The organism is [Limnothrix rosea] IAM M-220 (genome assembly GCF_001904615.1).
Classification (GTDB): Bacteria; Cyanobacteriota; Cyanobacteriia; order Cyanobacteriales; family MRBY01; genus MRBY01.
In genome coordinates this window covers 1-18,864 of the sequence record NZ_MRBY01000009.1, presented here as the reverse complement: position 1 = coordinate 18,864, position 18,864 = coordinate 1, and the positions used below count along the sequence as shown (strand labels likewise).

The window sequence follows — 18,864 nt, the reverse complement described above, 5'->3', positions numbered from 1 at the left end:
GCAATGATGATTGCCCATGATCTTATCCTTGCCAGTAAACTCCGATAATTTCAGGCTTTTTTAGTTTGGTAGATGGTCTGGGTCAATGCCTTGGGATCTCAAGTAAGCCTCTAAACGTTCCTTTGCTTGTCGCTCTTGCCCTACCTGCTGTTGGGCTTGCTCTGCTGCACTGAGGTGGCGATCGCCTGATTCATTAAACCAAGTCAATATTTCTTGGGGGATACCGCCAATTACCCCTTGATAACGCCCGATGCCTAACCCGATTTCTGGCATCCAATAGGGTTCACCAATCTGAAGACGATAAGCACTCTCTTCCAATTTGTAAACCTCAAAAGGCAGATGGCGATCGCGCTGCCAAAATTCCGGATTGTAAATCACATAATAAAGCACACCGAGCTGGGCATACTTTGCCATTTTCTTTGTGTATTCGTCGCCCGGCGTGTGGGAAACCATCTCCAAAACAAACATCGGCGCAATATCGTTCTCTTCCCACAGAACATAGCTCGGTCGAGACTTGCCACCTTTTTTCCGCTCCACACCCAAGCTCAGAAAAGCATCAGGCACAATCGGCACGCGAGGATTAGCCCCAGTAGTATGGTAAATCGCCATATCAACGCCAAAATACCAATCCATGCGCTCCGCCCAGAGATGAGTCAAAAGGAGCAGCAGTAAATTGGGGAGAAGATTTTGATCTTCGTTGTCCACGGGTATATCGTCCGAACAGGGCAGCTCAGCAGCAGTAGGTAAAGGATGATTGACTGATGGAAGCATTGTAAATCGTGTCACTCCACAGTGAAGTCATGCACTAATTATAGCGATCGCCCTACCCACATTTCGAAGAAGTAATAGGCGATCAGTACTCTAATCAGCACAAGGATCATTTTGAGGTGGATGCCAACCTGCAGCTATCCAAAGTTTCCTTGTTGCTTGAATCGAATCTTCTGCCGGATATCTCTCATCATTCAGAACACCTCGGATCAATGCACCTTGATTTTCCCAACAAAAATGATCCGACCACTGATATAAACGAGGTTGATAAATGGGTGTTATTTCTTTGTTTTTTGGATCAACACCTGCCACAAAATTGTATCGACGCTCATTGCAGCGACGACAGGCCAGAGCCAAATTCTCCAAATCATCAGTACCACCCAAAGATCGAGGAATGAGATGGTCAATAGTAAAACGACTTGCACTCAGCTTCTCTGGCGAATGACAATACTCACACAAATAATCTGCTCTTTCGCGCACAGTTTGGCGCAGCTCTTTGTCAAGCGGCATTTTGGACAAGCAGCATGGCGTTAAGGTGGGTGAAAATACGATCTAGCTCGCCAATAGCCTCTAGTTCTAGTACTTCATCGGTAGACAATTGATCTGCCTTTTTTTTCTCTAAAAGCATTTCCATCTTCGTCTGTAGCGAATCGCTGAAACGAAATAACGAAGCAGCACCATTCTGTTCGAGAGTAATCTCATGGATTAATGATGATGGCTTACCAGTAAGAGCAACCATATAGATTTCACCTAGGCTTATCTCTTCATAGGTTATCAAACAAAAAAGTAGCAGGCGATCGCCATCATAAATTAGGAGCTGAATTATCTAAATAAGAAGACGCAAATAATCAGAGCCTTTTTCTCCAAAATTAATGATTGCGTTAGGAAAAGAGAGGTTTGGCGTTGTAGGGCATAATATGGGGGAACATTCCGCGAACCAAATACGTTTCAAGACCTGTAACCCCATGCCTATTCACCGAGCGATCGCCTAAATTATAGTTATGCGCCCCAGTCTCCAAACGGTTACTGCTCCTGCATCTGTACAGGATTTGACCCTGACCCGAACTCCCGATGGTCAGCAGCTGGAGAATATCAAAAGTCACCTCGACCTGATTCTGTTGGCGTTGGAATCTTTATCTGGAATCGGCTCGGAAGCGATGTTATTGGCAGCGAAAGAACTTAACCTCGAAAAAGTAATTGGCGATCGCGTCACATTATGGCGGTTGCGACAATCGAATCCTTTGCGTAAGAGTAGTGGTGGGCGCAAAAAGCTGGATGTGGAGGAAGCAAGATCTCTCGTTTTGATCATTTGTCACCTCGCCCAACAGGAACAGGACAATATCCGCCGGGCTTGTGCATTACTCGAACAAATGACGGAACAGGGCAAAGAACCCCATCGGGCGGCATTGTTGGGGGATTATCTCGATAATTTTAGTAATACTTACCAAGAGCGCATGGACGAAGAAAGTCCTGCTCCGCCAGAATTTTTGGTGCGTCTCGCGTTCAAGCTGCTCATTGATTTGCTGTTTTATGGCGCAACCAATGGTCATCGTCGTTTATGGCTGGCGCTAATGGATCATGCTACAGAATAAAACAATTTAAAACTCCTTGTTCTCACTAAACCTTCTTGATTTGACCCGCCGCTAAACTTTATGCTCTCACCCACCCTCATCCGTCGATATACACCGCCGACTTGTAGCCTAGAAGTGGTTGCAAAAGCTTCTGCGTTGTCCCAATGGACAGGGAATCCGGTGATTAAAGAATTAAAATTTGAGCTGAGTCTCGATGATCCGCGCCTTGTGACGGAAAACAAGATTTTACTCACGGGCGATCGCCAACAATTAGAAGATTTAGTTGAAGTTGTCACGGATTACGTGCAGAACTTTTTACAGCAAACAAATCCTGTTTTTGACTTTGCGCCGACTCAGAATATCTACACCTATCAAACCCAAGGTAGTACTCCCGCTAATGTTGCAACCATTGCCCGCCCGCAACTAGAAACTAAGGGTTTACTGTCCCATCGATTACATTTGGGAAGACTTGCCAATGACGTTTCTGGACAAACGATTCAACTCAGTGCCACACAACTCTACGATCTCGCCAATGCGCTGGAATCCTACAGTGCGGAAATGGTAGCGCTACCGACTCTCACGGCAAACCAAAATCGTAAAAATGTAATGCGTTGGGGGGCGATCGCCGCGTCATTTTTAGTGGTGGTGGGTTTGAGTAAAACGGCCTTTGATATGCAGCAAGCTGCGCAAAACGAAACTGCCGCAAGCCTTGAAGCCGTTGAAGAATCTCCCGCCGACTTTGAACAGCAAGTTGTACCGCCAAATCTCCATTCGTCCTATAGCTTTAGTGAAGTACCGGAGCTGGAAGAAGCCCTGAATGCGGAGAAAGCAGACCCGACAAACGTTAATCTTAAGCCCATTAATACCAATGCCAGACCATCTACCTCTGGCGATAGTGGCAGCTCTCGGAATGACCGCTCTCCTGCTTCATCTAATGAATCCCGCCCAGAAAGTGGCTCCGCAGCTCAACCTCGTGTTAATGCCCCGCAACCGCCGGCGATCGCCACTGCTCCCTCCGCCGTGATTCCACGCACTGCCGGCAGTGTCCCCAGCGCCTCTGGAACCCTTGCCCCTGCTTCTCCTGTCCCATCTGCATCAGTCCCCCAACCTAGTAGCGCTGCGGTACAACGGGAAGCACAAGCAGATTGGAGTAATGGCGCGGAGTTGAATAGCGTTGCTATGAATTTTTATAGTGATGAGTTTGCGGCTGCACCGGTTTTAACGGGCGATCGCCTCAACCAAACCCAGCAATTTTTTGATGCAAACTGGCAAACCCCCGACGGACTCCAAGAAACCCTAGAATATCGCCTTAATATTGACCAAGCTGGCAACCTACAAAAAGTGATCCCCCTAGGCAAAGCATCGGAACTTTACCAAAATCGGTTGAGCTACCTAACAACAGGCAAGCAAATCGTTAACCCAACCGAAATCGCCCCCCAAACAATCCGTTTAGTCCTCGACCCCGACGGCACAGTCCAAACCTTCGAAGAGCCACAACTAAATCGCCCTTAAACTTAAAATCTTAGATTCAGAACTCAGAAACTTTGAGTTCATTACACTTGGGCACAACCCTTAAGCAAAGCGACTAGATTGACCCTTTTCTTTTTGGTATTGAATTAACTTTTTCTGAATCGCCCCCTGTAAATCACGGCGGTGGACTTCAGTACCGGCATTTAAATCGCCAGAAGTCTCGAGGAACACAATGCTATCCAGCTGCTTTAGAGCAAAAAGCTGAAACAAAATATGGGTCACAGGAATGCGTTGCACCGTTAAATCAGGATCAGGGCGATCGCCAGAAATATCTTCAAACAATGTCGCATCTTCAGCAGTACTAAAAGCATAAATCACCTTTTTTTCTAAGAGCGGATCACGGCGATTACTGAGAGTCGTTAACAGCCAATTTCCCTGGGAAGACTGGTAGGCAAAATAGTCGTTATGTTTTAGCTGAGTCCCAAAGGTTTTCAGCACTGGATTGACAGCTTTTGCGATGACATCAGGAGTTACGCCATCCTGTGGCGCTTGGTCAACGAGGATTTGCAATTGTTGCTCTAAATTCATCGTTAACTCCAGAAAAGACATCAGTTAATTATAGCCACTTTATACGAGAATCGAGACACCCAAAAAATCAGCCAATAGTGATACCCCTTCACCCAAAACCCTACTGATATTTATATAAATTTCCGGCGAAAATCCATAAACTGCCCCAATTATTTATTTCTGCTGGCATTGTAGTAAGTAATCATAATCAATTGGCAAAATTATTAAAATCGTTTTAGCTGCTTCTCAGTTTTATAGGCTACAAAACCTTGATTCGCTGTAATTTATTAGTGAATAATATTAGTTGCTATGCTGTGAAACTTTGCCAGTTTACAAATTAAAACCAAGCCAATTTTTTCAATATCCAAATTTTGCAACAAGAGAGCATATTTTTATGTTTTTACGCTATTCATTAAACGATACACTCGTTGAGGTGATGGAACCTCAGACATTATGGGATCCATTTCAAACAAAAGTTCTTGGCCGTTCCCATGCAGGCGAAGAAATGCAGGAGCCAGAATTGTTACCAAAGAAAGATTTAATTTTCCCTTCTGGAGAATCTTTACCTAAAGCTTGGCTCGACCCAGAATACAATTTAGAAAAATAAATAATAATTATCTTTTCGGTCAGATTCTTAGTTCTAGAATTAGCTTTTTTTACTAGAGTTCAAATTCAAAGAGATAGGTTAAAAAAAGTTCTGCTAATATTAATTTTAAAAAAGATTTTCCCTTTGATTTTCCTATTTTGGTAATTAATACCAGAGAATTAATCCCTCAAAATAGATCATTCCTATCAAGGATACAATGGCAAAATTCTACCCTGATGATAACTTTGGCGATCGCCGATTTATGTTGCTTTTTTTGCCCGAAGTAATAATGAACCTGCGCCACAGTAAGCTTGATAAACTTCATAGGTAGGAAAATAAGCCGAAGGCGTAAAATCTTGGGCTGAAATCTTAACTGGCAAAGGAACACGACGATGGGTGATATTTTCCCAACCCGCTGAAATTAACAGTTTTTCCCAGTCTACTACCGAAAAATTATGCGCCGTAATCGATAGCGCTTCCACCCAATATTTTGCTGCTGGATTATCTTGATAAAGATCGATCACCAGACCTAAATGACCGCCAACCCTAGAGATACGTCGCCATTCTTTTAATGTATCTAGTGGCTGAGCGTTGTAATACAAAGATTCGACGGAAATAATATGGGAAAACTGTCCATCGGGGAAGGGAGTTTTTGTACTATCTGCTGTTAAAAATTCGAGGTGAGATAAGGTTTTTCTAGATGAGGCGATCGCCACCATTTCTGGAGATAGATCTATCCCAACCCCCTCCGCAATATCTGCACCGATTAAATCATTTAATATCCAACCAACACCGCAACCGGCATCAAGCACAACCGAATCAGCGGCGATCGCTAAATCTTTTAATAGGATTTTTGTGGCATAGAGATGTCCCTCCGCCATCGAATCTCCACGCCCAACTTCTGCCCACTGATCAAATTCAGTAGCAATTTCATTGGCATGGGAAAAAGGACTTTGCTCTAATGGTGATGAAGACATAAATAGTTTTAAATGATTTTTTTAGTGATTTTTTGATAATTTTTTTAATATATTTTTAATATAAATTTAAGCTGTTTTTTTCGCCACAATAAAAACTGCTTTTTTCTTATCTGGCTGCCATTGATAATCAATCGAAAAGCCAGTTTTTGTTAAACTTTCTACTAAATTTTCAACAGTAAAAACTTTTACCAACGGGAAAAATCCGAGCACTTTACCCATAGGTGCAATTAGCTTAAACCATCCCATTTCATCTCCTAAACACATGGTACTCGTTACAAGTAAACCACCGGCTTTAAGCATTGTATAAATCTTGGCGATCGCCGCCTCTTTATCCTCTAGTAAATGCAAAATACTGAGTGCCAAAACCATATCCATACTACCCTTAGGCACATTTAATTCTTCAACACTACATTGCTCAAAAGTGATGTTTTGAATATTTTGCTCACTCGCTTTTTGTTGGGCGATCGCCAACATTTCTTTCGAAAAATCTACCGCGCGAATATGTTTAACATGAGGCGCATGGAGGATTGCCGTAGAGCCTGTACCACAACCGATTTCAAGCAATTCCATCTCAGGATTGAAATAGCCGCGAGTTATCTCCAGCTTTTTTTGGTAGGATTCCTCATCTTCAATGGGTTGTTCGGCATATTTTGCTGCAATCTTATCCCAAAATTTTGTAGATTGTGACATTGCTTTTCCTATTCAAAATATCAAAAAATCAAGTATGAGCTTCAGTTTAAAGGCTTTGGCGATCGCTGCATAAACCAGATCGGAGAACTATTTGTAAGAATATGTTTATGAACAACCTCAAAACCATTTTTTTGATACAAAGCTAAATTTTTCTCCTGAGAATTTTCTAAATAGGTCGGGGCTTGCTCTCGATCCGCCATCGCCAAAACATGAGTAAGTAGCCGACTAGCCACTCCCTGACGACGAAAAGATTGCCTAACACCAATTGCACAAAGATAATAATGGGGCTCTTTAGGGTGATAACGTAAAGAGAGACTAGACAAAGAAAAAGAGCGCTTTAAAGAGTCAAAAGTAAGATTTTGCCGATTGTGCCACAACATCTTAAAAAATCCAAGAGATAGAGCATTTGGATCTTGACCGGGCTTTGACCAGAGTGCGCAACCCATCATTTCACCGTGATTATTCTTTACATAAAAAGAACAATCAAAGGGCAAATAAATATGTTGAAAAAGCGCCTCGAAAAAATCACGGGTTACGCCTCGTTTGCCCAACAAATATGACATTACAGCATCATCTTCAAAGGCTTCTTCTAGGATTTCTGCCATTGCAGTAGTATCCTGAAGAGTTGCTTTAATCACTCCATCTGCATTAGCTATATCCATAAAAATATCAATTTAAAATTCTCTCCAACAGCAGCACTTATGATATATATATTAGCCTTTATTTCATGGGAATTTTACTGGGAAAGTTATTTTGCTAACTTTTTTTATGGTCAAAGCCGACAAAATCATAGGCCAAAATCAGAGATTTATAAAAGTTTAATGATAGTCAATAGTCTCTTCAAGAAAAACTTGATTTCTAAATTTTAATGACATTTATAGTATCCTGAGTCTCCCTATGATGGCTGGCGATCGCCGACGGTATAAAGTAATAGATCATAACTCTAAAACCACCATTTTTTGCCTATTTTAAAGAGTGAAAAATCTCTAATTCCAAGCCTTTTTTGGTTATGATAGATAATTTTTGGTAGGCCTACCCTCAAATCGACAAAAGCACAAAGCCAAAAAGACCGCTAAAACAGGAATTAAAGGATCACTATACCTTGTAATAAAATGAGAAAACAAAGCATAAAAAGAATGATTAAAGAGCACAATTAAAGAAAATGCTAGGATCCCTATTTTGCCAAGCTTAATGGCTCGTGATATTACGATTAGAAAAGCAAAAAAATAAGTGAGTCTCGTCAAGGCAAGTGACCTTTCTGGCAAAACTCGAACGAAGGCTCCTCGGTAAGCAAACACTGGAATTAAGGCCGTATGCTTAAACCAATTCTGTTTGATTTTTGCAAAAGCTTCTGACTGTAAATTATTATCTATTTTTTCATATTCGCCATTGTCTTTTAGTATTTGTACCCTGTTCTTTGTACGGCGATAAAATCCCTCTGGATTATCACGATCAAATTTTTCGTAATCTTCCTTTGCAAAAAAACGTTCTAATATTGGTTCTCCAATACCGGGAGTATAGGCAAAAAATGAAGCTCTATATTCCGACCAATTCATATCAGTAAATTCGGCACGGATAGCAAGGACTTCCCCGCCTCGACCAGAAATTTTCCAGACACCAAAGTTAGCATAGTTCCGAATCATCCAAGGGCTTACCAGCAAATATGCTGCAGCCAATATTAAGATGATTTTCTTCAATGGTTGAGTCGATTTTTTAAACCAAGCAAGACCAATAAAGGCTATGATCAAAAATACACCATAGTATAGATAAGAGGCTTTGATGAGCATTAAACATCCAAAGCTTAAACCTGCACCGATTGCATATTTTACCCAATCATTTTTAGTGGTGCAAAGATATAGGAATGTTGACAGAATCAATAGTGGTAAAGCAGCAATCAAATCTGTATTAAAAGAATTAATATCTGTACTCAGATCTGGTGATAAGCCAACAAGGATACTTGCAAAATAAGATAGTTTATTAGAGCCGCTAATTATTTTGCATGTGACAAATGTGCTGAAAATAATTAAGAGAAAAATTAATAAATTAACGCTTTTAAGATATCGTTGAATATTTGCACATTTAGATTCTGCTCTTATGAGGCAATTTAGGGTGATAGATTCTGGATCTACTAAAGTTTTTAAGGCTCCAGCAAGTATTAGGGGGTAGAGAGGCTCTCGACGAAAGGTTGGCGCAATAGTCGAATCATCTTGTCGTTCGTCGGAGACGATTCCATACTTGAATTTATTGTAAGCCATCGTCAGATTTTGACTGGCATCTTTATTGCTTGGTCTAGGTTCTAGTTCGTCAATATTGTTAATAAAAAATGCCAGTAGCATTAATAAAAGAAGGATTATGTTAATTCGTATTTTGTGTTTTTTCCAAAGTCTTTTCATTGCATATTTATGTCATTTTATTGCTTAGGTTTGTCTAAAAGTCTACTGTGAAATGAGAGTGTAACTGGGAATTTCTATGCAACTCTAGTGATCCTTGTTAAGGGAAATTGTTATGGGTTGATGCTTTTTTACTTGAAATTTGACGCTGGGATAGTTTGTGGGTTGATTTTACACAAAAAAACTGATGCTAGAGTAAGCATCAGCTTTGGGGTTGAATTATTTCTAATCGTTCTATTTTTCTTGTGGTTTAGGACATTTCGCTCAACTGGGCTGTTTTGATATTGACTTGGAGTTGGCGATCGCCGCGCGTTAGCTCAACCTTGAGAGTGGCATTAATCCCACTGTCTTCCACAGCTTCCTGTAGCTGGGGAGCATTGACGATGCGCTTACCATCAATTTTTGTGATGACATCACCGCGACGCAAACCAGCCTCTTGGGCAGGGCTATTGGGCAAAACTCCAATGACTAAAACACCTTCTACTTCAGGGAGTGTGACTAAAGAGTTGGGATCGCTGTTGTTTTGCTTCGCCTCATCTGGTGTGATGGTCACCATGCGAATGCCAATGAAGGGATGGGGAACTTCTTTGCCCGAAGCAAGGGTATCTTGGAGAGATTTTGCTTTATTAATCGGAATCGCAAAACCAATGCCCATCGCATCACGACGGATTGCAGTGTTGATACCAATCACTTCACCTTTTGCGTTGAGGAGGGGGCCACCAGAGTTGCCGGGGTTAATGGCGGCATCGGTTTGGAGAAAGTCAACACGTTTATCGGGAATACCAGCTTGGGCTGAAGAACGTTCTAAGGTGCTGATAATACCGAGAGTCACCGTATTGTTTAGACCGACGGGATTACCGACGGCGATCGCCCAGTCACCGACTTGCACATTGCCAGAGTTGCCGAGGGGCGCAACGGGAATAGATTCATTACCGGGATTAATTTTGACCACAGCAAGGTCAGTAATTTCGTCTGTGCCCTTTACTTCCCCTTCAAAACTGCGGCCATCTTTAAAAGTCACAGTTACTTTGTCCGCGCCACTAACAACATGGGCATTCGTGAGGATAGTGCCACTACCATCAGTAATAAAACCAGAACCTTGTCCTGTTACCACTTGCTCCTGTTCACTGGGGAAATTACCAAAGCGATCGCCGAAAAATTCCCGAAAGAACGGGTCATTCATAAAGGGATCTTGGAAACGACGCACCACTGTCTTTTCTGTATCAAGACGGACGACAGCAGCACCAGTTCTCTCAACAGCCTCCGCGACAAAACTGCGCTCACCAGTAATGGGAACAGCAGCAACCTGTTGGGGCGTTGCAGTATCCGCCAAAGTCTGATTAATCGGTTCGCTAGAACCTTGCATCGCACCAAATGTAATAGCGCAGCCAAAGACCAGCGCCACAATGTGAGTGCTAAATCGCCGAAAAAATTTAGATCGTCGCATAGGAGTTTTTCTGCTCATCAAATCTTGTCACTAGTCAACAGCAATGGCGATCGCCCCAGAAAAGTTTGAGCGGTACACCAAAAAATTATTAACCCAATGGTAACAACTTAGACCGGCGTATTTAGGTAGGGATTTTTCGCCATTGCCAGGAGAACACTTCAACAACCACGACGTTAATTCCGTAATTATGTTCAACAACTATGCTCAATAAAAAATCTCCCCCAGCACATCAGACTTACCAGCAAAAAACCGAATAATCCCCAAAAATCAAAATTAAACCATCAGCCTCCCCAAAGAGCCCATCCTCCCAACCACCAACCCCCAAAAACCGACAACAGACTTCAAAACCCCCCCCATTAACGAGACATCTGTCGCAACGCTCGCGTTTGTTCCAAAATATCCTCCACATCCTCCTCCGAAAGACGCTCAACATAATTCACCTTCACCTCTTCCAATAGATCATTAACCAAAGATTCCATACGCTCGATACTTTCCTGAGCCTGAATTTCAGACGTAATACTATTAGTAAACTGCGATAAAAGCTGATCAAACAACTCATCAAACCGCGGATCTTCCTCAAGAACAGCCCTAAGCGCCTCCGCCACAATTTCATAAAACTGATGAGAAATTTCCCGCGCTAACGTCACCTTAAGATCACTCATTCCCGGCAATACTTGTAACCCCTGATAAGCAGGAGAACCCGACATAATACGATCAAGCGTATGACTAATCAAAGCTTCAGCTTGGGGTTGCACCTTCGGCAACACCTGATAAACCACCAAATTTGCCATGAGCTTAGCAAGCTCCACCGGCTCATTCACATCATTAAGATCTACATATTCACGACCAGCCGTTTGCGACAGTAGCGTAGCAAACTCACCACGACGTATCGAACCTTGAATTTGATTAATAATCCGGATAATAACGACCTCTGTAATATCCTCCGCAATGCCCGCCACAAAACCTTGACTAGCCTGCTTCTGAATTGCACTTAAATCAATAAGGTCAGCTTGGTTCAGACGCAACGTTACCGGAATGACTCGCAACCAACGGAACAAAGGAATTAAAAGAAAAATGTCATACCATCGCCACAACATTGCATCAAACCAGCTCACCCCAGTACGACGACTACTGATATACCAACTCCGCGCTAAAAATTCGAGCAGAAAAATCAAGAAAAAAGGAAAATCAATAATGCCAAAATTATCAACAGCATTACCATTTTCTCCAATCGGTCGGAAATAGTTTGTTTCTAATAGAGGCTCAATTTCCCGCTCAAAAAAATTAAACCCTTCGCGCCAGCCATTCTCTAGAAAATATTCCGTACTCCAATACTCCGTAAAGGCTTCCTTAGACGAAGCATCCACATCATCAAAAATGTGGCGACGCATCTTATTTTTGATTTTTTCCAACGTTCCCGTTTTATTCGCGACCTCAAAGGGATTAGTATCGACCATTTCAATACTCAGTTCCCTTAGCTCAGCAAGAATTTCTTCCTTTTCACGACTGTAACGACGTAAATCCTCGACAATATCCTCCTGCTCCGAGGCACTAACAAACTCATCAGACGGAGAAGTTGAGCGCACAGTAAGCTCATTAATCTGCCGAACTTTCTCTTTAAGATCTTCAACTCGCTGTAAATAATAGGCAGTATTACGATTTTTAACAATGCCTTTCACCCAGTCGTAACGCTTGGTCACATCAATGGGCAAAATCCTGACTGGCTCTTCAGGAAAAGTCCATTCGTATTCATTAATCCGCATATAGAACTGCACACGTCCTTGCAGCCAAAAATTACGTAATGGAATATAGCTGAGGTCAAAGAGTACAAAAGCTAAATTAACAGAGGCAAGTAATGCCATCCCCCTTTCAAACCATAGACTTGTGCGATTGCGCTTGGTGCGACGGATTTGGCTACGAGGCGCGATGGTCATGATAAATTAGGGGCGTTAGAAAACACATTAAGTATATTTGCGTGGCCTTTATTTTATACATAATTTAGATGGGAGCCGGAACAAAGTACAACGTCCGTTTAACGCCAGAGCAGCGGGAAGATTTCCAGCAAATCGCCCGTAATGGTTATCAGTCAGCAAAAATGATTCTTCACGCAAGGATATTGTTAATGGCAGATCGTGCTCATCCGGAGGGAAATTGGACTGATCAGCAGATTGCCCAAGCTTTAAGTGTTCATCCGAATACGGTGGCGCGGATTCGCAAGTTATTCGCCACAGGTGGAGAGGAGCGCGCTCTCAATCGCAAGGTTAGAGAAGTACCGCCAGTACCACCGAAAATCACCGGGGAAAAGGCTCAGAAACTTTTGGAGCTGTATGCGAGTGAGCCACCGGCTGGTCGTGGTTACTGGTCACTGAGTTTATTGGTATCAGAACTAAAGGCGAGGGGTTTAGTGAAGAGTATTTGTCGTGAAACGGTTCGCAAGGTTTTAAAAGAGCATGGTATTGTCCTTAGCCGCCGCAAACTTTCCCCCTGAATTTAGGAGTCCTACCATTTAACTTGTTTTTGCTGGATTTGTGAGATGTTGCGATTCATTTTTGCAAGGTTTTTTTGTAGGAGAGGTAAGGCTTCAATTTTCTCGGGATTGATCTGCGATCGCGCGGCAGCTTGACGAAGTTTTTGATCCATGAGCTGGGCAATTTGAAGTAACTCTCGACTCAGTTTTGTCATCTGAGATTTTTGATATTTTTGTAGCAACTTACCCCGAAAAATCTGAACCGCCGCCTGTTCGCCAAATTGACCCGGAACAAAGCGCAAACGCAATAGTAAGGGTTCCTCTTCATAGGTACGTAGCATCTCAATCTTCTTGGGCTTTTCTACCGGGCGTACGGGAAAATCTGTGAGGCGTTTTAATTCATGAATAACACCTTGAAACAAGGGTAAAGGCAATTTATCCAGTAAAACTTTTGACTTATTATTACGACTCCAAATGACTCGCCCATTAGCTTCCTTGCGTTCTAACGAAATCTGGGTCACATGCTGCAAGAGCGATCGCCCAAATAATTCCAAAATCAATTCGTGGGGAGGTAGCTGAGACAACATCGCAGCCGGGGCATTCACATACTGGCGACTCACTTCCAACGGCGGCAAAGACTGAACAAAATCACTCACCCTAGGCTGCGCTGCCGAAAGCACAGTATTCACCTCTTTACTTTTTAGAACAGACTCATTCTGACCCAAAGACTCATGACCAAAAATCAGAGTAGGGATCGCTTCCTCTTCCTCATCAGCCCGTTGTTGTTTCTGATAGTCTCGATACTTTGTCAATACATCTTGATAAACCTGAGCATCTAAAGTACGACGTTTAATAAAGTAATTTTTCGGTTTTAAAATCGGACGAACATAATCTAAGACAGCAACATTCGTCGGATCGACCATACCCAAAACTAGAGATTCACCCTGCACCGCCAAAGGTAAAATCTGGTGATACGAACATACCTCGTACGGCAAAAGCGAATCAATTAGATGAAACGTCTGTTCCACATTCATACCAAACACCCACGACCGATAAAAAAGACAACTGTCACTAAGCCACTACACCTTTGTACCCTCTCCTGACAAAGCAATCCGGCAAGCTCAGCTGGGTCACTGAAAATGTACAAAATACTGTTTAAACCCATTCTACGGAGTGATAACTAGAGGCCAACAAAATATTGCAGTTCATCTAGCTTATAGGTAACTGCCATGGTTAAATGTTAGTGCCGTTGTATAATTGGCGGCAAAACCATGTAATAGTAGCCCATCGGGCGACATTGTGGGGTTCCGAAACGTGACCAATATTAAGTCTTATTTACAAGCTCTAGGGTAGCGAGTAAATTCACCCGTCACAATCGCCTCATCCATTAAAAGTATAAGTTTAAAATATCCAAAATTTGCAGACCTAGAGGAAATCTATGACCAGTCAGACAGACCGTGTAGTCATCATTGGCGTTGCCGGGGATTCCGGTTGCGGAAAATCAACTTTTTTACGCCGTCTTACCGATCTATTCGGCGCAGAATTTATGACAGTAATCTGCCTCGACGACTATCATAGTCTTGATCGCAAGGGTCGTAAGGAAGCCGGTGTTACCGCCCTTAACCCTAAGGCAAATAATTTTGACCTGATGGCTGAGCAGATCCGCGACCTCAAGAATGGCAAAGCGATCGATAAACCGATTTATAATCACGAAACTGGTGAGCTTGATCCCCCTGAACGCATCGAGCCTAACAAAGTCATCGTTATTGAAGGACTCCACCCACTTTTTGATGAGCGTGTTCGTGAACTTGTCGACTTCAGCGTTTATTTAGACATCAGCGACGAAGTTAAGATCCAGTGGAAAATCCAGCGTGATATGGCTGAGCGTGGTCACACCTATGAAGATATCTTGGCATCGATTAATGCGCGTAAGCCTGATTTCTCTGCTTATATTGAACCCCAACGTGAATTTGCGGATGTTGTGATTCAAGTGCTACCGACTGAGCTGGTTGAAGATAAGGAAGGGAAATATCTACGCGTACGTCTAGTGCAAAGAGAAGGTATTAAAAACTTTGAGCCTGCTTATTTGTTTGACGAGGGTTCGACAATTCACTGGCGTCCCTGTGGCCGTAAGCTCACTTGTAACTATCCCGGTATTAAGATGTACTACGGACCCGATAACTACTTTGGGAATGAAGTTTCTGTCCTTGAAGTTGATGGTAAATTCGATAATCTCGATGAGATGATCTACATTGAAAGCCACCTCAGCAAAACTGGTACTAAGTACTATGGTGAGATGACTGAGCTTGTCCTTAAGCACAGAGACTATCCTGGTTCGGATAATGGGACGGGTTTGTTCCAGGTACTTGTGGGTCTTAAGATGCGTCAAACTTATGAAACATTAGTGGCGGCAAAAGCTGCGGCGGCGGTGTAGGCTTTATGTGGATTTAAGTTAGTTTCGTTTTAGCTTACTTAAATAAGTTGTTTTAAAATATTTAGGGGAAAAAGATCTGAGATGGTCTTTTTCTTTTTTCTGGTTGTTGCTTCATGGAGATGCGGCTCATCATGGTGGGGCGATCGCCTTCTTTTTTTGAGAAAACCCAATCGATATCTAGAGAAACAAGCCTCCATCAGCACAAATTTTTTCAATCAGTTTTAAGATAGAAAACAGTAACCTAGAAGACATATATCTCAAAAGCATTATGGTGACAGTTAGCAGTCAAGCCCCCAGTGCAGATACCGTAGCCGAAAACCAAGGCGGTTTACCCGTTACGATCATTACAGGTTTTTTAGGGAGTGGCAAAACAACGCTTTTAAACCACATCCTCAGCAATCAAGAAGGTTTAAAGACAGCGGTACTCGTTAATGAGTTTGGCGAAATTGGCATTGACAATGAGCTGATTGTCACTACTGACGAAAATATGGTCGAGCTGAGCAATGGTTGCGTCTGTTGCACCATTAACGAAGATCTTGTCAATGCGGTGCACAAGATTTTAGAGCGCGAGGACAAAATCGATTATCTTGTCGTAGAAACAACGGGTTTGGCGGATCCTTTGCCTGTTGCCCTCACATTTCTTGGGACAGAGCTACGGGATATGACTCGCCTAGATTCAATTGTGACAGTCGTTGACTGCGCCAACTACAGCTTAGATTTGTTTAATAGTGAAGCTGCCTATAGCCAAATCGCCTATGGTGATATTATTTTGCTCAACAAAACGGATCTGGTTGACGAAGCGGATGTGGATTCCTTAGAAGTGCGGATCCGCGATATTAAGGAGGGTGCTAGGATTTTGCGTACCCAAAAATCCCAAGTGCCTCTAGCTCTTCTCTTGAGTGTTGGCTTGTTTGAGTCGGATAAGTATTACGACGAAGCTGAAAGTCATAGTCACCACGACCACGACCACGACCATGACCATGATCACGGGCACGCCCACAATCACAGCCATGATCATGCCCATGACCACGAGCATGATGATCATGTCTGTACACCAGACTGTGACCATGATCACGACCATCACCATCACCACTCTAATCATCTAGAAAATGATGGTTTTACTTCTATTTCTATTCAAAGTGATAAGCCTTTTAATATCAGAAAATTTCAGTATTTCCTTGATAATCAAATGCCTGTGAGTGTGTTTCGGGCAAAGGGGCTGCTTTGGTTTGATGAAAGTCCTTTACGTCATGTTTTTCACTTGAGTGGTAAGCGTTTTACGATTGATGATTCTGAATGGAAAAAGGGTGAGGTTAAGAAAAATCAGCTTGTGCTAATTGGTCAAAATCTTGATGAGGCAACTCTCAGGGAACAAATCGAAAATTGTATTTGTTTACCTTCTGCAAACCGTGGAAAAGGATTTTCCTAAAATGGCTTAGTTGTTCAATGTTTGTGTGTTTACTCTCTGGTTTTGTTTTGATCAATCAGAGAGTTTTTTTGGGAGATTCTTGAGAGGACTGGATGTCAGGTTCTCAAAATGGGTATTTTTTGTTTGTTTAAAATATCGACTGGGAATTTCTGAGTGTAAAGATGGTTTGATTTAACGATTTTATTTGAGGTCGAGTAGGCCTTGTTCTTTGGGTTTGGGTTGAAAGCGGATTTCAATTTTGAGGCCTCTTGCTTGTAGATTTTCGATGATTTCGGCTTCGAGGCGACGGGCATGGTTTTTGAGGATTTTGGTTTTTTGAATTTCTTCGGCTGCTGCTATTTCTGCGTTTTGAGCTGGGGTGAGATGGGGTTTGATGTCAATGGGTTCGGTCCAGCGGGCTTCGGCTAGGCTGTTACCGTCGGGTAAGGTGCCATTTTCTTGGATCCAAGTGTTTTTGATTTCTTCGAGTAATGTCCGGCTTGGGCGATCGCAGGTATGAATCTTTAGCCAGTGGCATTGGTCGGGGCAGCGGACTAGGTGTTGTTGTAAACTTTTTTTGAAATCGCGGGAATAGCCAATGTAGCGGAGGGTTTCGGTGGCATCGTAGATGGCGTAAATTCCGATTTTGGCATCGAAGTTGGAGGCGATCGCCCCGCGGCTGTCGATGTAGGGAAATAGGTTTAATTCGTTGAGTACAGGCAAATCCATGGGCAGCAGTTTGGGTGGCAAAAGTCTACTATTGATCTTAGGCAAGGCCGCCTAAGCAGCAAGGCGATCGCAACTATCCTTAATTGTTCCGAGAAATTATGGCACGGCAAAAAAAAGATAATTGGTATTTGAAGCTGGAACGACGCTGGGTAGCTCCGGCCTATGGTGGTGGTGTTTTAGGGGGGGTTGGGTTGTCGTTTTTTGGGGCGGCGACTAATACAATGGCGGGTTGGCTTTATGTGCTGAGTGGGACGATTTTTGCGATTTTATTGCTTGGGGCGATCTTGCCAGTGCGCTCTATTAAAGAATTAGAGATTGGGCGATCGCCGATTGCGCCTGTGAGTGTGGGTGAGGTGATGCAGGTTAGGGTGCAAATTATCAATCTGAGTAAGGCCTCGAAAAGTTTAGTGGCAGCGATGGATGTATTGCCGGAGGCATTGGGCGCACCTCGCCGTAAGGTGATCGAAATGTTACCCCCGAAGGATAGTTTGGAATGGGTTTATGAAATCGATGCCCTTAAACGGGGCATTTTCCATTGGGATATCTTGGCTCTGCGTACGGCTAGTCCCCTCGGTTTGTTTTGGTGTCGGCGATCGCGCTCAGTACCTGCTAGGGCTGTGGTGTATCCCCAAATTTTGCCGCTCAATACTTGCCCGATTATCGATAGTATTGGTTCGGATGAGAGCAAAAAATTCGAGAGTGATCGCCTCCATCAAAATGCGACTGAAGGTGTCACAAAATCGATCCGAAATTATCGAGTGGGCGACCCGATGCGTCTGATCCATTGGCGTAGTAGCGCAAGGTTTGGTGAGTTTAAAGTGCGGGAGTTAGAAATTACAACGGGCGGTGAAGAGGTCATTATTTGTCTTGATCATCAATTTGACTGGAACCCCGAAAGCTTTGAACAGGCGGCTAGCGCAGCGGCTTCTCTTTATTTCTACGCGCGGCGATCGCAGCTAAATGTCAAACTGTGGACGGCTCAAACGGGTGTGATTAATAATCGTTTAATTATTTTAGAATCCCTCGCAGGTATTCAGCCAGATACGACCAGTGCCCCTAAGGCTCTGCCGAAATCAACTTTACTTTGGCTAACTCAAAACCCTGCCAGCATCGAAACTTTGTCACGGGGCAGTCGCTGGATCTTTTTTGCTGGAGATAATAATGACCAGTCACAGCCATCGTCGCGACGGGGTTTAACCATTAACTCAACGGATGCCCTACAAATGCAATTACAAAAGGCGGTTTTTAGTTCCATTTTGTGACGGTAAAGTATACATGACTAAAATTCAATAATAAATCTTCTATCTAAGTACAGGACAAAAGTTGAACAGGGTCGAATAGAGGACAAGGAAAAGAGGAA

Annotated in this window: 20 protein-coding genes; 7 read left to right on the top strand and 13 right to left on the bottom strand. The window is 43.0% G+C overall.

What is annotated here, in order from left to right; genetic code table 11:
* Nucleotides 1–60: 60 nt before the first annotated feature.
* From NIES208_RS05505 to NIES208_RS05495, 3 genes are all read right to left on the bottom strand, one after another.
* Nucleotides 61–771, bottom strand: coding sequence for a Uma2 family endonuclease (locus NIES208_RS05505; RefSeq protein ID WP_075890551.1), 711 nt, complete (start codon nucleotides 769–771; stop codon nucleotides 61–63).
* Between the two features lie 90 nt (nucleotides 772–861).
* Nucleotides 862–1,278, bottom strand: a complete 417-nt coding sequence (locus tag NIES208_RS05500) for an HNH endonuclease (RefSeq protein WP_075890549.1) — start codon at nucleotides 1,276–1,278, stop codon at nucleotides 862–864.
* The gene (locus tag NIES208_RS05495) at nucleotides 1,268–1,507 is read right to left on the bottom strand and encodes a hypothetical protein (protein ID WP_075890715.1); all 240 of its coding nucleotides are present in this window, start codon (nucleotides 1,505–1,507) and stop codon (nucleotides 1,268–1,270) included. The genes NIES208_RS05500 and NIES208_RS05495 overlap by 11 nt, the downstream gene beginning before the upstream one ends.
* A 262-nt stretch (nucleotides 1,508–1,769) precedes the next feature.
* Between NIES208_RS05495 and NIES208_RS05490 the strand changes: the two genes are divergently transcribed.
* Together NIES208_RS05490 and NIES208_RS05485 are read left to right on the top strand one after the other, a co-directional pair.
* Nucleotides 1,770–2,360, top strand: a complete 591-nt coding sequence (locus NIES208_RS05490) for a DUF3038 domain-containing protein (RefSeq protein ID WP_075890547.1) — start codon at nucleotides 1,770–1,772, stop codon at nucleotides 2,358–2,360.
* A gap of 60 nt (nucleotides 2,361–2,420) precedes the next feature.
* A complete protein-coding gene (locus NIES208_RS05485) occupies nucleotides 2,421–3,851 on the top strand; it encodes a DUF4335 domain-containing protein (RefSeq protein WP_075890545.1) in 1,431 nt (476 codons plus the stop codon).
* Nucleotides 3,852–3,911: 60 nt separating this feature from the next.
* On the opposite strand, the gene NIES208_RS05480 is transcribed toward NIES208_RS05485, so the two are convergent.
* On the bottom strand, nucleotides 3,912–4,418 hold the full coding sequence (locus tag NIES208_RS05480; protein WP_225875255.1) for a hypothetical protein: 507 nt from the start codon (nucleotides 4,416–4,418) through the stop codon (nucleotides 3,912–3,914).
* Nucleotides 4,419–4,770: 352 nt separating this feature from the next.
* Between NIES208_RS05480 and NIES208_RS05475 the strand changes: the two genes are divergently transcribed.
* Entirely contained in the window at nucleotides 4,771–4,983 is a 213-nt protein-coding gene (locus NIES208_RS05475; protein WP_075890541.1) for an acetyltransferase, read from the top strand.
* A gap of 239 nt (nucleotides 4,984–5,222) precedes the next feature.
* Here the strand turns inward: NIES208_RS05475 and NIES208_RS05470 are convergent, their stop codons facing one another.
* The 7 genes from NIES208_RS05470 to NIES208_RS05445 form a co-directional block, all read right to left on the bottom strand.
* Nucleotides 5,223–5,939, bottom strand: a complete 717-nt coding sequence (locus NIES208_RS05470; protein ID WP_075890539.1) for a class I SAM-dependent methyltransferase — start codon at nucleotides 5,937–5,939, stop codon at nucleotides 5,223–5,225.
* Between the two features lie 66 nt (nucleotides 5,940–6,005).
* Nucleotides 6,006–6,629, bottom strand: a complete 624-nt coding sequence (locus tag NIES208_RS05465; RefSeq protein WP_075890537.1) for a class I SAM-dependent methyltransferase — start codon at nucleotides 6,627–6,629, stop codon at nucleotides 6,006–6,008.
* 41 nt (nucleotides 6,630–6,670) lie between these two features.
* Nucleotides 6,671–7,291, bottom strand: a complete 621-nt coding sequence (locus tag NIES208_RS05460; protein ID WP_075890535.1) for a GNAT family N-acetyltransferase — start codon at nucleotides 7,289–7,291, stop codon at nucleotides 6,671–6,673.
* Between the two features lie 345 nt (nucleotides 7,292–7,636).
* The gene (locus tag NIES208_RS05455; protein WP_075890533.1) at nucleotides 7,637–9,022 is read right to left on the bottom strand and encodes a glycosyltransferase family protein; all 1,386 of its coding nucleotides are present in this window, start codon (nucleotides 9,020–9,022) and stop codon (nucleotides 7,637–7,639) included.
* Between the two features lie 247 nt (nucleotides 9,023–9,269).
* Nucleotides 9,270–10,466 (bottom strand): HhoA/HhoB/HtrA family serine endopeptidase, encoded by a 1,197-nt coding sequence (locus NIES208_RS05450; RefSeq protein ID WP_075890531.1) that lies wholly within the window; start codon nucleotides 10,464–10,466, stop codon nucleotides 9,270–9,272.
* Nucleotides 10,467–10,496: 30 nt separating this feature from the next.
* Nucleotides 10,497–10,628 carry a hypothetical protein gene (locus NIES208_RS19610; RefSeq protein ID WP_282956302.1) on the bottom strand — a complete coding sequence of 44 codons (132 nt, stop codon included), beginning with the start codon at nucleotides 10,626–10,628 and terminating at the stop codon, nucleotides 10,497–10,499.
* Nucleotides 10,629–10,822: 194 nt separating this feature from the next.
* Entirely contained in the window at nucleotides 10,823–12,400 is a 1,578-nt protein-coding gene (locus NIES208_RS05445; RefSeq protein ID WP_075890529.1) for a hypothetical protein, read from the bottom strand.
* Nucleotides 12,401–12,468: 68 nt separating this feature from the next.
* Here NIES208_RS05445 and NIES208_RS05440 point away from each other — a divergent pair, with 68 nt between their 5' ends.
* The gene (locus NIES208_RS05440) at nucleotides 12,469–12,954 is read left to right on the top strand and encodes a helix-turn-helix domain-containing protein (RefSeq protein ID WP_075890527.1); all 486 of its coding nucleotides are present in this window, start codon (nucleotides 12,469–12,471) and stop codon (nucleotides 12,952–12,954) included.
* 11 nt (nucleotides 12,955–12,965) lie between these two features.
* Here NIES208_RS05440 and NIES208_RS05435 read toward each other — a convergent pair whose 3' ends face one another.
* Nucleotides 12,966–13,967: a GspE/PulE/PilB domain-containing protein gene (locus NIES208_RS05435; RefSeq protein WP_075890525.1), complete on the bottom strand. Its 1,002-nt coding sequence runs from the start codon at nucleotides 13,965–13,967 to the stop codon at nucleotides 12,966–12,968.
* A 404-nt stretch (nucleotides 13,968–14,371) separates the two neighbouring features.
* On the opposite strand from NIES208_RS05435, the gene NIES208_RS05430 reads away from it, so the two are divergent.
* Together NIES208_RS05430 and NIES208_RS05425 are read left to right on the top strand one after the other, a co-directional pair.
* Nucleotides 14,372–15,367 (top strand): phosphoribulokinase, encoded by a 996-nt coding sequence (locus NIES208_RS05430; protein WP_075890523.1) that lies wholly within the window; start codon nucleotides 14,372–14,374, stop codon nucleotides 15,365–15,367.
* Between the two features lie 268 nt (nucleotides 15,368–15,635).
* A complete protein-coding gene (locus NIES208_RS05425; RefSeq protein ID WP_075890522.1) occupies nucleotides 15,636–16,796 on the top strand; it encodes a CobW family GTP-binding protein in 1,161 nt (386 codons plus the stop codon).
* A gap of 180 nt (nucleotides 16,797–16,976) precedes the next feature.
* Here NIES208_RS05425 and NIES208_RS05420 read toward each other — a convergent pair whose 3' ends face one another.
* Nucleotides 16,977–17,504 carry a GIY-YIG nuclease family protein gene (locus NIES208_RS05420; protein WP_075890520.1) on the bottom strand — a complete coding sequence of 176 codons (528 nt, stop codon included), beginning with the start codon at nucleotides 17,502–17,504 and terminating at the stop codon, nucleotides 16,977–16,979.
* A gap of 98 nt (nucleotides 17,505–17,602) precedes the next feature.
* On the opposite strand from NIES208_RS05420, the gene NIES208_RS05415 reads away from it, so the two are divergent.
* Complete coding sequence (locus NIES208_RS05415) at nucleotides 17,603–18,766, top strand: DUF58 domain-containing protein (protein ID WP_075890518.1); 1,164 nt, start codon at nucleotides 17,603–17,605, stop codon at nucleotides 18,764–18,766.
* Nucleotides 18,767–18,864: the final 98 nt, after the last annotated feature.